Source organism: Budvicia diplopodorum (assembly GCF_009800925.1).
Classification (GTDB): Bacteria; Pseudomonadota; Gammaproteobacteria; order Enterobacterales; family Enterobacteriaceae; genus Budvicia; species Budvicia diplopodorum.
The window spans coordinates 61,683-76,217 of the sequence record NZ_WOYF01000006.1; the positions used below are offsets into that span (position 1 = coordinate 61,683).

General features: G+C 46.5%; 12 protein-coding genes. 7 read left to right on the forward strand and 5 right to left on the reverse strand.

Going from position 1 to position 14,535, the window contains the following annotated elements; all coding sequences use genetic code 11:
* Nucleotides 1-60: 60 nt before the first annotated feature.
* Nucleotides 61-324, reverse strand: a complete 264-nt coding sequence (locus tag GVI43_RS07885; protein WP_159566323.1) for a YjbD family protein — start codon at nt 322-324, stop codon at nt 61-63.
* Between the two features lie 256 nt (nt 325-580).
* Nucleotides 581-1,474 (reverse strand): manganese-dependent inorganic pyrophosphatase, encoded by an 894-nt coding sequence (locus tag GVI43_RS07890; protein WP_159566324.1) that lies wholly within the window; start codon nt 1,472-1,474, stop codon nt 581-583.
* A gap of 445 nt (nt 1,475-1,919) precedes the next feature.
* Between GVI43_RS07890 and GVI43_RS07895 the strand changes: the two genes are divergently transcribed.
* Nucleotides 1,920-2,582, forward strand: coding sequence for a DUF3313 domain-containing protein (locus GVI43_RS07895; protein ID WP_159566325.1), 663 nt, complete (start codon nt 1,920-1,922; stop codon nt 2,580-2,582).
* A 1,403-nt stretch (nt 2,583-3,985) separates the two neighbouring features.
* Nucleotides 3,986-4,267, forward strand: coding sequence for an IS1/IS1595 family N-terminal zinc-binding domain-containing protein (locus GVI43_RS07900; protein WP_159566326.1), 282 nt, complete (start codon nt 3,986-3,988; stop codon nt 4,265-4,267).
* Between the two features lie 111 nt (nt 4,268-4,378).
* Here the strand turns inward: GVI43_RS07900 and GVI43_RS07905 are convergent, their stop codons facing one another.
* Nucleotides 4,379-5,419, reverse strand: coding sequence for an IS481 family transposase (locus tag GVI43_RS07905; protein WP_159566449.1), 1,041 nt, complete (start codon nt 5,417-5,419; stop codon nt 4,379-4,381).
* 328 nt (nt 5,420-5,747) lie between these two features.
* Between GVI43_RS07905 and GVI43_RS07910 the strand changes: the two genes are divergently transcribed.
* The 5 genes from GVI43_RS07910 (at nt 5,748) to GVI43_RS07930 (ending at nt 13,206) form a co-directional block, all read left to right on the forward strand.
* A complete protein-coding gene (locus GVI43_RS07910; RefSeq protein ID WP_159566327.1) occupies nt 5,748-7,700 on the forward strand; it encodes a peptidase U32 family protein in 1,953 nt (650 codons plus the stop codon).
* An 89-nt stretch (nt 7,701-7,789) separates the two neighbouring features.
* The gene (locus GVI43_RS07915) at nt 7,790-10,237 is read left to right on the forward strand and encodes a DUF3772 domain-containing protein (RefSeq protein ID WP_246201629.1); all 2,448 of its coding nucleotides are present in this window, start codon (nt 7,790-7,792) and stop codon (nt 10,235-10,237) included.
* 520 nt (nt 10,238-10,757) lie between these two features.
* Nucleotides 10,758-12,059 (forward strand): heme anaerobic degradation radical SAM methyltransferase ChuW/HutW, encoded by a 1,302-nt coding sequence (gene hutW, locus GVI43_RS07920; protein WP_159566328.1) that lies wholly within the window; start codon nt 10,758-10,760, stop codon nt 12,057-12,059.
* 38 nt (nt 12,060-12,097) lie between these two features.
* A complete protein-coding gene (gene hutX, locus GVI43_RS07925) occupies nt 12,098-12,592 on the forward strand; it encodes a heme utilization cystosolic carrier protein HutX (RefSeq protein ID WP_159566329.1) in 495 nt (164 codons plus the stop codon).
* The gene (locus GVI43_RS07930) at nt 12,592-13,206 is read left to right on the forward strand and encodes an SDR family oxidoreductase (protein ID WP_159566330.1); all 615 of its coding nucleotides are present in this window, start codon (nt 12,592-12,594) and stop codon (nt 13,204-13,206) included. Before hutX ends, GVI43_RS07930 begins: the two co-directional genes overlap by 1 nt.
* 22 nt (nt 13,207-13,228) lie before the next feature.
* On the opposite strand, the gene GVI43_RS07935 is transcribed toward GVI43_RS07930, so the two are convergent.
* Together GVI43_RS07935 and GVI43_RS07940 are read right to left on the reverse strand one after the other, a co-directional pair.
* Nucleotides 13,229-13,846, reverse strand: coding sequence for a LysE family translocator (locus GVI43_RS07935; RefSeq protein ID WP_159566451.1), 618 nt, complete (start codon nt 13,844-13,846; stop codon nt 13,229-13,231).
* 190 nt (nt 13,847-14,036) lie between these two features.
* The gene (locus tag GVI43_RS07940; protein ID WP_159566331.1) at nt 14,037-14,435 is read right to left on the reverse strand and encodes a YgiW/YdeI family stress tolerance OB fold protein; all 399 of its coding nucleotides are present in this window, start codon (nt 14,433-14,435) and stop codon (nt 14,037-14,039) included.
* Nucleotides 14,436-14,535 lie beyond the last annotated feature (100 nt).

Genomic DNA, 14,535 nt, shown 5'->3' on the forward strand with positions numbered 1-14,535 from the left:
TTGGCTAATTAACCGCCCACGGCCAAGCGGTCATGGGCGAGTTTAGAGGGGGAATAGCGTTTAACGAATACCGCGTGAATGGTTTTTCTTTGACCAGTCGAAGGTTTCATCGCTGGGAACAAACTTGTTTTTCTTCTTTTCTGCCCGGAGCTTTTTAGCCTCTTTTTCCAGCTCCTGCATTATCTCGCCAATAACTTCGTCTTTAATCTTATTTTGTTCATTGTTGGTTAAGTTTCTTTCCAGATTCTTTTTTGCCTGAGCCTGCCGCATTCTTACTCGTTGCAGCTGGCTTTCGTTCAAATCTTGTAGCGTTAACTTTTTCATTATAAATGCCCTCTGCTTAATTATCGCTTTTAGTGTAACGCGGAAAAGTGAAAAAGCTCAGTCTTTATCGATGAATCAGTCAATGGTGGTGAAATTAATGGCCGAAAAAGGCGAGAATCCTATTTTGACACCATTTATGGCTAAATTGCCGCCGGGAATCAGTACCTTTCAAAATAGAAGTGCGCCGTATTTGCCGTACTCATTCTGAGACAATACGCGTGCCGATAAGGCCACCGAGGTGCACGCGCATCCAAGTCTATTCAGCCAATGCCCGGGTCAGCCACGGTAACAGCTGCTTTTTACGGCTGATGGTATTTTCCATTAGTACCGGGACCTGACTGACCGGGTTGTGGTTAGAAAAATAGATCTGGCTTTGTGAGGTAGAAAGGGATGTGACCATCAGAACGTAAAAATCCAACTTATCGGTGACAACTCTTTTTTCCATCTCTGCTTTTAAATCGGCTATTTTGTCATCAATCGCGGCAAAGCTACTGACTTCAATCTGTGCCAGAATCATTTTGTTATCGGCAATGGTGTAGTTTTTTTCATCCTTTTGCAGCAGGCGCTCAATGCTCAGGCCGCTGATATCGGTTTTAGCGTTAAGCAGGCTGAGGGTAAAATCGGCCAGATTAACGTTGGCACTAACCGCCAGCGCTTCGGCCGCGGTGCGATCTTGATCTGTTGTTGTCGGGGACTGAAAGCCCACGGTATCGCTCAAGATTGCGCCTAACAATAATAGAGAATGAGCCGATGACAGGGTGTAACCTGCCTGGTTCGAGACAATGTCAAACACAATAGTGCCGCAGCAACCCACTTTTCGGATCCACGCATCCAATGGCTCTGCGGTGATTAATGAACCCATTCGATGATGATCGATTAGGCCAATCACGTTACTTTTTTCTAATCCGGTAGGTCCCTGTTCCAGTTCGCTGAAATCAACCAGCCAAACGTCCTGCCCCTCAATATCGTGGCTTAATAAAGTCGGCGGCTGAAGGTTTGCCTGCGTTAACAAAAATTGCGTCTCAGGGTTTATCTCACCAAGCCTGTAGGCAACAGCATTTCGGTTTAAAAAATTCAACCAGTCGGTAACAACCAGCGCGCTGCATATGCTATCGCTGTCTGGGTTAAGGTGACCAAAAACTGAAATCATAAACAACCTATTTAATAATGAATGAAGCAGGCCAATACTGATGGCATGCTGAAGTAGTTATGATAAAACAAATGGGCCATAATTCGATGATTTATTTGTTGTTATCGGTTACTACCATCATTGATGACCGTAGGAGCAAGATGAAACTAAGTCTTCCCAACGGTTAATCGCTCGAGGGTGATAATTCTTTTATTGCCAGAGATAAAAATGTCTCTGTTAAATTGGTTTTATCTTCTATACTTTAGTAGAAAATTCAGCGTTATCAGTATTAACCATATCGATTTGATAACGGATATTAAGAACAAAAAAACAGAAATGTTCGATATTTGACTGGCTTTTCCTTAGTCTTAGTTAAAGATGCTGTGCGGTTAAAGGTTCTATGCTTAGTATCCACCTTTTTAACAATTTCTTTTTTCATAAAATTTTATGCATAGGGGTTTGAAGAATGTTAACGATGAAACATATTTCTGCAGGTATCGTGATTGGCAGCCTTCTATTAGGCGGGTGTACTTCAAAAGTGGTAGATAGCAACGAATTTTCCGGATTTTTACCTGATTATACAAAATTACAGAAAGCTGAAAGTTCTTCTGGCCAAACGGTACTACGCTGGATGGATTCTACCGTTGATACTAAAAATTATACTAATCTCTACTATGAACCGATTACGTTTTACCCCGCTCCTAAGCCAACGGCACAGATTAGCCAAGATACGCTAAATCAGGTGCTGAACTACACTAACCAAAATATTAAATCGGCGTTTGGTCAACGATTCACTCTGGTTAATAGTCCAAAAGCGCCTAACACCCTGATCTTCCGCGGTGCGATTACCGGTGTGGCAACTGCCAATGAAGGGTTGCATTTCTATGAAGTTGTTCCAGTTGCTTTAGTGATAGCCGGAACGATGGCGGCAACGGGTGAGCGCGATCAGAATACTGAACTGTTCTTTGAAGGTGAGTTAATTGACTCTTCAACCGGTAAACCGGTATTTACCGTTGTGCGTAAAGGTTTTGGTAAGCCATTGGATGATAATGCACAAAAAGTAACCGTTGACGATCTGAAAAAGATCGTAACGGATATGGCATCAGATATTACCCGATTCAAAAAATAGTTAGAGTCTCTCAAATAGAAAAATGCGCCGATAGGCGCATTTTTTGTGGCATGAACGTAGCCCATTTTTCCCAATCAGCAAATCAATTCGCTTTGCTGGCATAAGCGGTCATTCCGCTGACAAACGGATTCAGCGTTTAGATGGCTTAGTACTGAAGGTGTGTACAACCGAAAGAATAATCGCACCGTATAAATTTCAGCTTAAAAAGATCAAGAGAGCATGATGTTCTAAAAAATATTTAAATGCCATAAAATGCATTAAGTTCAAAATACTCAACGTTAAATTCCAAAAAATGAGATAAATTAAATATAAAACTCCAATAATTAATGTTAATTAATCATTGAATTAATAATTAATTAACATTAAATTCACATTTAGAGTGGAAAATTTGATAGCCGTTGCTAAGCTAATCTATAACAGGTTCAGTGATGTAATTAGCTGATACCTAAATGTTAACCAAGCAGCGAGGAACCTCTCATGAAAGTATTACTAACCGTTACCGGCTTCATTCTGCTAGCGTTCTATTCAACGCTGTTTATCATCAGCATGCCTTGATGTTTGTGTTCCGCCAGCATGGGTAACATTGATGGTTGCTGGCGGAATAAAGTCAATTAAGAGATCTGTTGCATACCCTATTTGATTCGTCGCTTTTTGCTACGACTCTGCATCAAATTCATTGTTTTTTTTATTCTCTTGTTAAGAAATTTTTAATTCTTAATATTTTTTCCTTTCATTATAAATATATTCATTTCAAAGTGTGGTTATATATCGTAAATGCGCCTCTAAAACCGTAGTCCCTTAACAGACTGATAGTCAATAATATCGGTAATTAATGAAAACAAAGCTGCGCTAAAGTACAGGTAACAAAATTTATCGTTCAGCAGGTCACTCAAATTGCTAACTGGTTATTAACAATAATGCCTTATTTATTGTCATTCGCATACCTACTTGGAGTTAGGTGGCAGTAGCCGCTTCGCGGTATTTACATTTTCGACAGGGTTCAAAAAAAACACCCCTTTCATTACGAATTTTAGTCGTTTTGAATTATCGGAACAAAATAGCGCAATGGTAAAGTCCTTTATCTATCGTCTACTAAAAGAGTGAGTCAGCAAACGCAGGATTGATATTATTAATACTTATTCTTTTAAGTAATATACTTAGGATAATGCTGCCGATTAATCGAGTGACGTAAATTAAGCATAACGAAAATTAAAAAATAACAGGGAAGAGTAGATCGCCGTGTCAGAATATAAGATAATAGTTACATAATGTTTATTATTGAGAATCACTCTTCATTAACATTATTTTATTTAACGTTCGGATTGAACGTTAACAGGGAAGATTAGCAAAATGGCAACATTCATCTGCCTTTTGTTAAAATAGGAACTATTGGAGAAGTTGAAATGAAGGATAATCCATCCGCATGCCATCATTGTGATGAGACAAATAGCGTGCGTAAACATGGAAAAGCACGATCGGGCATTCAGCGTTACTACTGCTCCGCCTGTCGAAAAACCTTTCAGGTTAAGTACCTTTATCAGGGAAATGAAGACAATATTTTGGAGCAGGTAAAAAAAGGGCTTAATGATGGAGGTAGTCGCGTTGATATCAGCCGTAAGCTTGGTGTGGAACAAAGCGTTGTTGACCGACATATTTATATACTGACAATGGATTCTAGTGCCTAAGAGCACATTGATATTGCTAGCCCATTAACAGAATTAGCTTGTTAATGGGCTTAAGCTGTACTAGCTCAGACCTGATCTGACAGTTACCGGTTTTTATAGGTGTCTGTCAGATTACATCTGGTTCAGATTCTTTTCTGCCCAGACACGTTTTCCATCATGAAGAGCTTCTATCGGCGTACGCCCACAGCAGACTTTTCCTTGATGAGTTCGTTCATTATTATAATACGATAGCCAGATGTCCAGATCCCTCTGTAATGACTCAAGATCTCCGTATAACTTCTTACGGAAGGTGACTTGGTAGAACTCCTGTAAGATTGTTTTATGGAACCGTTCACAGATACCATTTGTCTGTGGTGACATCGCTTTTGTCTTGGTATGGTCGATATTATTTATCGCCAAATAAAGCTGATAATCGTGTTGCTCAACCTTCCCGCAGTACTCCGTTCCTCGATCGGTTAATATCCTCAGCATCGGTAAACCATGCGCTTCATAAAAGGGTAAGACGCGGTCATTGAGGATATCGGCTGCGGTAATCGGCGTTTTACTGGTATAAAGCTTGCAGTGAGCGACTTTGGAGTAGGTATCAATAAACGTTTGTTGGTAAATTCGACCGACACCTTTCAGGTTACCCACATAAAAGGTGTCTTGAGACCCCAGATAACCTGGATGGGCTGTGTCTATTTCACCACAAGCCTCATCATCATGTTTTTTCTTTTCCAGTGCAGCGATTTGCGCATCATTAAGAATGATCCCATCTCTGGCGACCTGCTCTTCAAGTGCTTTTAGGCGCTTACTGAAGTTCTCCAGATTATGTCTGAGCCAAACAGAACGCACACCACTACCGGAAATAAAGACGCCTTTTTTACGAAGCTCATTACTGGTTCTGTGTTGGCCATGAGCGGGAAACTCGACGGCATACTCCGTAACAGCAAGCTCTGTAGCTTCGTCAGTTCTATTTTTTAGATTGGGAACACGTTTACTTTGATTGATGAGCGAATCAATACCACCATCTTCAACGAGTTCTTGATACCGATAAAACGTATCTCGTGAAACGCCCATAATTTTACAGGCACGGGAAACATTCTTAAGTTCTTCTGCCAAATTTAATAAACCGGCTTTGTGTTTAATAATGGGATTGTTAGTATGCAACATGAGAGTTACCTTTTGTGTTTTGAATAAGGATTCGACACCCATATCAAAACCGGTAACTCTCACCTTTTCAAGGTGCTGTGTCAGATTAGGTCGAGACTAATACACTTAAGCTAAGCTCTCTACCCGCATGATAAGTAAATCTACTTTATTCTTTCTAAGCTCCCTAGTGCGTTACGCGTTAAATCTAAGATACAATAGCCCGTGTTGTGCCGTATTTACTGCTATTTCTTGCTACTACGGCGGCAGGGCATAAACGGCTTTCAGGCTGGTCATGTTAAGATAGTCCACTGAAATGCATAATCTGAATCATGATATAACGCAGTGACCTATGAGACTTTTAGATAATCAGCTTGAACTACTTAGCCCGGCCCGCGACGTTGACATTGCCCGTGAAGCTATTTTGCACGGTGCTGATGCAATTTACATCGGCGGCCCCGGTTTTGGCGCTCGCCATAATGCAGGCAATAGCCTGAAGGATATCGCCGATCTGGTTGAGTTTGCCCATCGCTATTATGTAAAAGTGTTTATTACCCTGAATACCATTCTGCATGATGATGAGCTGGAGCCCGCGCGCCGGTTGATCCATCAGCTTTATCAAGTTGGCGTTGATGCGCTAATTGTGCAGGATATGGGCATTTTACAGTTAGATATCCCGCCCATCGACCTCCACGCCAGTACTCAAACCGATATTCGCACCGTCGAGAAAGCCAAATTTCTGTCGGACGTCGGGTTTTCTCAATTGGTGTTAGCCAGAGAGCTAAACCTTAATGAGATTGCTCAAATTAAGCAAAACGTCAGCTCGTCGATTGAGTTCTTTATTCACGGTGCGCTGTGCGTGGCGTTTTCTGGCCAATGCTATATTTCTCATGCTCAGACAGGCCGTAGCGCCAACCGCGGTGACTGCTCTCAGGCCTGTCGATTACCGTTTACGCTAAAAGATGATAAAGGCGGTATCGTTGCCTATGACAAGCACTTGCTGTCGATGAAAGACAATAACCAAGCGGCGAATTTAAACCATCTGGTTAACGTCGGCGTGCGATCCTTCAAGATTGAAGGGCGCTATAAAGACATGGCCTATGTCAAAAATATTACCGCTTACTATCGCCAACGGCTTGATGCCATCCTAGAGCGGCGCTCAGATTTATCTCCGGCGTCCAGCGGCAGAACTCAACACCATTTTATTGCCAATCCTGAAAAAACCTTTCACCGTGGCAGCACTGATTATTTCGTTAATCAGCGCCAGATAGACATAGGCGCTTTTGATTCACCCAAGTTTGTTGGCTTACCGATCGGTGAAGTGCTTAAGGTCACTTCCGCCTATTTAGAGGTTGAAGTAACTGAACCGTTGAGCAACGGCGATGGCCTAAACGTGCTGATCAAGCGTGAAATTGTCGGCTTTAGAGCGAGTAAGGTTGAGAAGGTTGCCCACTTGCGCTATCGGGTTTATCCCAATGAAATGCTGCCGGAGCTGAGCCAGCTGCGACAGCATCACCCGTTAAACCGCAATCTGGACCATGTCTGGCAGCAGCTGTTGCTTAAGTCGTCCAGCGATCGCCGCATTCACGTTGAGCTACGCTTAAGCACTGACGCCGAAAATTTGCTGCTTTGTGCCACCAGTGAAGAGGGTATTTCAGTGACGGCGTCACTTAGCAACCACTTTGAGGTTGCTAATCAGGCCGATAAAGCGTTAGCCGGTTTAAAAGAGAATCTGGCCAAGCTGGGGCAGACTATGTATACGGCTTGCAGCGTCACTATCGATTTACCGGCGATCTATTTTATACCGAGCGCTCAGCTTAATCAGCTGCGCCGGGATGCGATTGATGCATTAACGACCGCCCGCATTCAACATTATCAACGGGCTGAGCGCCTTGCGGTTTCGGTACCTGCGCCGGTTTACCCTGAAACGCATCTGACCTTTTTAGCCAACGTTTATAATCATAAAGCCCGTGAGTTTTATCAACGCTTTGGCGTTGAGCTGATCGACGCCGCCTATGAAGCCCATCAGGAGAAATCCGAGGTGCCGGTTATGATTACCAAACACTGCCTTCGCTTTGCCTTCAATTTGTGCCCCAAGCAGGCCAAAGGCGTACAGGGCGTCAAAGGTCGGGCAACGCCAATGCAATTGGTCCATAATGATGAAATACTGACGTTAAAATTTGACTGTAAACCTTGCGAGATGCAGGTGTGGAGTAAAATTAAGCCGCACGTTTTGAAAATGCCGCCGTCCGGTAGTATTGTGGCATCAATTTCAGTTGATGAATTAAAGAAGACCATTAAGTAGTTTTTCATTCGTAGTTTGTCATACCACGCCGGAGCCGCGCGATAGCGCTCCGGCTTGAACATCATGATGTTTCTGGAGCATCTTTTTCTATGCGTAAACTGTCACAGGCGCTGTTATTAGCATTTCCATTGGTGGTCATGAGTCTATTCCCTGCGGCATCGTGGGCAGAGACTAAAACCGATACCATGGCGAAAACGCAGCCGCGAACGCTGTCTAAAAATGCAAAAAAGATTGAACCCAGCGAGCTGGAAAAGCTACAGCAGAAACTCAGCGAGATTAAACAGAACGTTTCAGCGTCGACTAAAGACGGCGAACTCACGTCATTAAACATCCAGGCGCTCGATCTGGTGAGCAAAACCGATGACTTTATTACGGCGCTGCTGCCCGAACTGGCACAGGTTCAGACTCAGATAGACGTTATTGGAGCACCTCCCGCGGAAGGCGCAATGCCTGAGTCACCTGAGGTAACTAACCAACGCGATAGCTTAAACGCTCAAAAGGCGCTGTTAGAGAAAGAGCTTGAGCACGCCCAAACGTTAAAAACCAACGCCGCTAATCTTGCCAATCAAATTATTGCCCTGCGGCGTAATGCGCTGAAAACCCAGCTGGCGCTGAATTCTGGCAGTATCTTAGGCGCGCGCTTTTGGTCTCCGGTATTTAATCCTCAGCGCGAAGACGTGGCGCGGATCGACGATTTTATCCAACAGGCCAAGCAGGCTTGGGATGACGCATGGAAGCCCGAGGCGCTGTTTGGGTCGATTGTGTTATCTATACTGGCTCTGGCGGTGTGGGGATATGGCCTGCGCGTCACGGATCGGGCTATCATCTGGATTTGTACCAACGCGATGCCCGACGGGCGTTTACGGCGCAGCTTTTTTTCCTGCGCCACGGTATTAACCGCGTTACTGACCGGCTGGGCTGGCGCTAGCCTGCTGTATCAGGTATTTGCACGGAAAAATACGCTGACGCCGTCTCTCCAAAGCTTTGCCGACGGTATGATAACGCTGGTTGTCTTCTCGGCACTGATTATCGGATTGGGAAGGGCGATGCTGTCTAATCAGCGCCCGTCGTGGCGTCTTGCTCCAATTCCGGATCCGGTAGCTAAAGCACTTGGCGTATTCCTGCCGGCCTTAGCCATTATATTGATGATTTTTGGCGTACTGGAGCAGGTTACCAGCAACGTCGGCAGCAGCGTGCCAATGTCGATTTTTGGCAACGGGCTGGTTTCGCTGCTGGTTGGCGGGTTGGCCTGTCTGGCCCCGATGAAAACTAACCGGGTCCGGCGCCAGTTGGCCTTGAACGGCGAGTCAATTGAGGCCCGTTCAACCGTGACCGGATTAGTGCATATTGTCGCGTCCGCCATTGCCATTGGCATCCTGCTTTCACTGCTGATCGGCTATATTCCACTGGCCCGTTTCCTGACCTATGAACTGGTTTGGATTGGCATCGTGTTATCCAGCCTGTATCTAATGTTTAAGTTTGTCGGCGATTTCTGTGAAGCGCTGTTTTCCACCCATACCGCCAGCGGCAAGTGGTTAAAGCAGACGTTTAACCTGGATGTCAGATACTTAGAGCAGGCGACGATTCTGTTCTCTGCCGTTGGCCATATTTTACTGATTTTATTGGCAGCCATTGCGCTGCTTACCGGAACTTATGGCGCCACCACGCCGATGACTATCATCAATAAAGTGATAGATATCATGGGGAGCGACGGTTTCGGTAAGATTAACATTGTCCCTGCTAACGTATTGAATGCATTAATCAGCATGGGGCTTGGTCTGTACGTACTGAGAACCGCCCGACACTGGCTAAGCGCCAAGTTCTTGCCAAAAACCACCATGGACACCGGAATGCGGATGTCGCTGGTCACGCTATTTAGCAACATTGGCTATGTGCTGGTTATTTTACTGACGCTGTCGCTGCTGGGTATCGAGTGGAATAAGCTGGCATGGATCGTGAGTGCGCTATCGGTCGGTATCGGCTTTGGTTTACAGGAAATCGTAAAAAACTTTATTTCAGGCCTGATTCTGCTAACCGAACGCCCGGTCAAGGTGGGCGATTTAGTCAGCATTGCTGGCGTGGAAGGGGATATTCGCCGGATCAATGTACGGGCAACGGAGATTCAGCTTGGTGATAAATCGACGGTAATTGTGCCCAACTCTCAGTTTATTTCCCAAAGCGTACGTAACGTCACCATGGGAAGTGCGCAGGGCGTAGTTACCATTCCATTAACCTTCCCGCTGGATATCGACCCTGAACAGGTGCGTACCATTTTGCTGGAAGCGTATCACACCCATGAATCCGTTCTGGATATACCGGCTCCATCCGTTAGCTTTAGCCAGCTAACCCCTGACGGCATTGCCTTGAGCGTCACCGGCTATGTGAATAGCCCGAGAATGGTTAGCCGCACCAAGAGCGACCTGCTGTTTGATCTGCTCAAACGCCTGCGGGCTGCCGAAGTTAAACTATCTAGCCCGCAGAGCCTGATGATCCAAAACGAGCGGGGCAATTCGGACAACGGTCCAAAAGACGAGTAGCCGCGTTGACTACGGCACTGAGCGCCAGCCCAGTGCCGTAGCGCGTTATTATTACCGGCTAACTCACGGGCTTTAGTCACCTGCTGGCGCTCGGCCTTGATCTTATCTCTTTGCGCATCCTCTTGCTTTTCTGCCTGTTACGTCGTCATTACGGCCACCGACTGTTCAACGGTGCCGCGCGTGCGGCTAAATTTAGTCAACTTATGATCCGTGTCATAAAAAAACAAAATGATGTTCTGAAAAAATAGATTTATATCAGTTAGTTAATATTTTACATCCATCGAATTCGTTTTCATTTCATTAACAAATGGCCAGCAGGGCGAATAGATAATTTCATGATAATTAATATAAATAACGCCGTTCTGCCCTTGGCATTGTTTGTTAAAAAATTGAAGAGCGGCAGAATTAAACCCTTTATAAATGTGGACTTGAGTCATAAATGAGAAAAATACCATTTGATAAATGATTATTATTATCATTTAATTTAGCGGAATTTGACTCCCAATCAGGCATGAGGTCCATGACTATCGATTTATCGCCTTATTACGCTCAACCCGGTTCGTTACCTTTTACCGACCGACATGCAACCATGCCGTGGCGAAGCAGTGTGCCGTTAGCCCCCGATCAAATACAGAATGAATGGCTGGCGTTAACCCAGCGTCAGCTACCTGCGCGTAAACGGCTCCTGTATTTACACATCCCGTTTTGCGCCACTCACTGTACCTTTTGCGGCTTTTACCAAAACCGGCTACAGCCTGAAAGCACCAAAAAGTACGTCGATCATTTATTGCAAGAGATCGAAATGGAAGTCGACAGCCCGCTTCATCAGTCGGCTCCGATTCACGCCATCTACTTTGGCGGCGGCACCCCGACATCGCTGGCTGCCGATGAACTCTACCGCATTATCAGCGCGTTAAAAACGCGGCTTCCGCTGGCTCCTGACTGTGAAATTACTATCGAAGGGCGGATCCTGAATTTCGACGATAGCCGAATTGATGCCTGCCTTGATGCCGGCGCTAACCGCTTTTCTATCGGCATTCAGACCTTTGATACCCAAATACGCCAGAAAATGGCCCGTACCTCAGACAAGCAGCAGTCCATCAGCTTTATGAAAAACCTCTGTTCCCGCGACCGGGCGGCGGTAGTTTGCGATCTGATCTTTGGCCTACCGGGGCAAACGAAAGGAAATTGGGCTGAAGACTTAGCCATCGTGCGCGATCTGGGCATAGACGGCGTTGACCTGTATGCGCTTAATTTACTGTCCACCACGCCATTGGCAAAAGCCTCTGAGAATCAACGTGTAACCTTGCCAGACGTGGCCCAGCGTAGAGATTTCTATTTACAGGGTGCGTCGGCGCTGGCGGACTACGGCTGGCATCAGCTAAGCAACAGCCATTGGGCGAGAACCACCCGCGAACGTAATCTCTATAACCTGCTGATCAAGCAGGGCGCTGACTGCCTGGCGATGGGTTCCGGTGCTGGCGGTAATCTGAACGGTCAGGCCTATATGATGGAGCGCAGTCTGGAGAAGTATTACCAAACGCTGAGTAGCGGACAAAAGCCGATCATGATGATGACTAAAGTCACCGATCCCGGCTATATGTGGCGACATCGGTTACAGGAGGGCGTCGAGATCGGCCGTATCAATTTGCCCCAGTTAACGCCGCACAGCGCTAAGCTTCAGCCGCTGATTGACCAATGGCATCAGTCAGGGCTGATTAAAGACAACCGTGACTGTATGCGCTTAACCGACAACGGCCGGTTCTGGGCCAGTAACTTATTACAATCGCTCCAGCAGGTAATTATGCAGGTTAATGCCTGATTTTTTCTATCACTAAGCCTCAAAAAGAGAGTAATTCAATGACTGATATGACCCTAGATGAACTGATGAAAACTAACCCGGACGGTACGCTGGAAGACATAGCGCTAAAATATAATGTGTCATTGTTGGACGTGGTTGCCACGCTGCCTACCCACGTACTGACCGGCGGTGAGCAGTTTGATACGGTTTGGGATGAAGTCGCCACATGGGGAATCGTCACTACGCTGGTACACAACAGCGACGTTATTCTTGAATTTCAAGGCGAGCTGCCTACCGGGTTCCATCGCCATGGCTACTTCAACCTTCGCGGCAAAAACGGCTTAAGCGGGCATATTAAAGCGGAGAATTGTCGCCATATCGCACTGATTGAACGTAACTTCATGGGTATCGCAACGGCTTCTATTGTGTTCTTCAATCAAGAACAGAAGGCGATGTTTAAGATTTTTCTGGGCCGAGATAGCCATCGCCAGCTACTGGCCGATCAGGTCATCGCGTTCCGCCAGCTGGCTGAAAAATTGAAGAGACTAAATTGATGAGCAGCTGGCTAATTTTCGGAGCCGCTCAGGGAACCGGAGCGCTTTTGTTACAGCGCGCGGTTGACAGCGGCCAGCCGGTGGTGGCATTTGTGCGCCAGAAGCAGGACGTTTTACGGCTAGAAGCACGGGGCATTCGGGTTGTTCAGGGCAATGCCTGTGATGAGCCGTCGGTAGAGAAAGCCTGCCGGGCCGCGGGGCGAGACGCGGTGATTATTTCCACCATTGGCGGGCGTCATGACTATTTGGCACACCGCACCGTCATAGACTGCGCTGAAAGATGCGGTATTAAACGGATGGTCATGGTGACATCGCTAGGCTGCGGTGACAGTTGGCCAACGCTGTCGGATAGGGCGAAGGCGGCCTTTGGTCAGTCAGTTCGCGAAAAGTCGCTGGCGGAAAGCTGGCTGCAAACCAGCGCGCTGGACTACTGTATTTTACGCCCCGGCGGGCTGTTGAACGGTGAACCCACCGGCAAGGCCGAGCTGTATGTCGGGCAGGAAGTTCACGGCTTTGTTAACCGTAGCGATATTGCACTGGTGATTGAACGGCTGGTCGCGAATAAGCTGGGCAATAGCGTCTATAGTCTGATTGAGCCGGGCTTGAAGCCATAATCGGTAAACAGGGGTGGAAAGGCTAACCACCCCACGCCACTTTGATTCCCAATCCTATCAGTACCACACCAAGCGCCTTGTCGACCACCTTTTGGGCCTTTGCCAGCCCACGGCGCACCGGTGCGCTTTGGATCAGAAACACCAGTATCGGCCACCAGACAGCGGCAAGAATAAAGATAATAAAGGCGTACCACAGTTTGACGCCGATGCTGGAATCGACGCTAAGCACCTGAGTGAACACCGACAGGAAAAACAGGGTCGCTTTAGGATTGAGTAAGTTGCACAAATAGCCCTGTATAAAGGCGTTTTTATAGCTGGTTTGCTGCGGCGTTACGCCGGTCACATCGAGCCTACTTCCCCCCTTGGCAAACAGTGCCTGAAGACCAATCCAAATCAGATAGGCTGCACCCGCGTATTTCAACAGGTTGAAAAGCCACGGCGTGGCGGTAATCACCACGGCCAAACCGGCAACGCAATAGGCCATATGGGTTGCTACGCCGAGAATGATGCCAAAGGCCGTCATCATGGCAACCGGGCGACGATAGCGGGCGGCGTTTTTTACTACCAGAAAGAAATCCGGGCCGGGAGAAATCATGCCCAGCGTGGCAATAGTGGCGATAAACAGAGACGTTTCTAGCATGCTTTCTAACATGAATAGTCATGACCTTATGCGCTAAAATTTATCAGCCGATAATGTCAGACATCGGCTAAAAAACAAGTGCTGGCCGGTAAATTTGCAAAGTAGTGCGCAGAGTGCGAATCGGCAGCAAAGAAAGAATCAGGGCAGTAGGGGTTATTATCGGTGACAAACGCCCGCTGCCCGGATGCGATTATTGAACTTTACTAATTTGTTTTACGTCGATTGCTACCGAGTTCCAGTCTTTATCCACTTCACCCTGAATCTCTACTTTATCTTTCGGCGTAATCATCAAACCATTCCAGCGCTTATCGTCAATCTCAACGTTAATGGTGCCAGAGGCATCGCGGAACTGATAAAGCCCTTTGCCGATTTGCATTTCAACGGTGCCCTGCAGCGTAACCCAAGTGTCATCACCCAGGGTCTTTGCCTGCTCAACCGTGGTGCTGCTGGCTTTAGGACCAGAAAACCCTCCGGATTGAGCGTGGTTGGTTGCCGGGGCATGCGGATTGACTAAACCACCGGATTTCTGTGCAAACGCCGTAGTACTGGCTAAGGCGGTAAGTAAGGCTAACATGGCGATCTTTTTCATTTAATTTCTCCTGATAAATACGATTTAGCATCGAATAAATGACGACGGATGCCGCCTTCTTGGCAACGATTAAACCAATAACTTCTTAACAAGATCTTAA

Coding starts and splice junctions, on each gene's coding strand:
- GVI43_RS07935 (WP_159566451.1), bottom strand. CDS start 13,846: ATGCTAGAAACGTCTCTGTTTATCGCCACTATTGCCACGCTGGGCATG.
- GVI43_RS07895 (WP_159566325.1), top strand. CDS start 1,920: ATGTTAACGATGAAACATATTTCTGCAGGTATCGTGATTGGCAGCCTT.
- GVI43_RS07890 (WP_159566324.1), bottom strand. CDS start 1,474: ATGATTTCAGTTTTTGGTCACCTTAACCCAGACAGCGATAGCATATGC.
- GVI43_RS07900 (WP_159566326.1), top strand. CDS start 3,986: ATGAAGGATAATCCATCCGCATGCCATCATTGTGATGAGACAAATAGC.
- GVI43_RS07905 (WP_159566449.1), bottom strand. CDS start 5,419: ATGTTGCATACTAACAATCCCATTATTAAACACAAAGCCGGTTTATTA.
- hutX (WP_159566329.1), top strand. CDS start 12,098: ATGACTGATATGACCCTAGATGAACTGATGAAAACTAACCCGGACGGT.
- GVI43_RS07885 (WP_159566323.1), bottom strand. CDS start 324: ATGAAAAAGTTAACGCTACAAGATTTGAACGAAAGCCAGCTGCAACGA.
- GVI43_RS07915 (WP_246201629.1), top strand. CDS start 7,790: ATGCGTAAACTGTCACAGGCGCTGTTATTAGCATTTCCATTGGTGGTC.
- GVI43_RS07940 (WP_159566331.1), bottom strand. CDS start 14,435: ATGAAAAAGATCGCCATGTTAGCCTTACTTACCGCCTTAGCCAGTACT.
- GVI43_RS07910 (WP_159566327.1), top strand. CDS start 5,748: ATGAGACTTTTAGATAATCAGCTTGAACTACTTAGCCCGGCCCGCGAC.
- hutW (WP_159566328.1), top strand. CDS start 10,758: ATGACTATCGATTTATCGCCTTATTACGCTCAACCCGGTTCGTTACCT.
- GVI43_RS07930 (WP_159566330.1), top strand. CDS start 12,592: ATGAGCAGCTGGCTAATTTTCGGAGCCGCTCAGGGAACCGGAGCGCTT.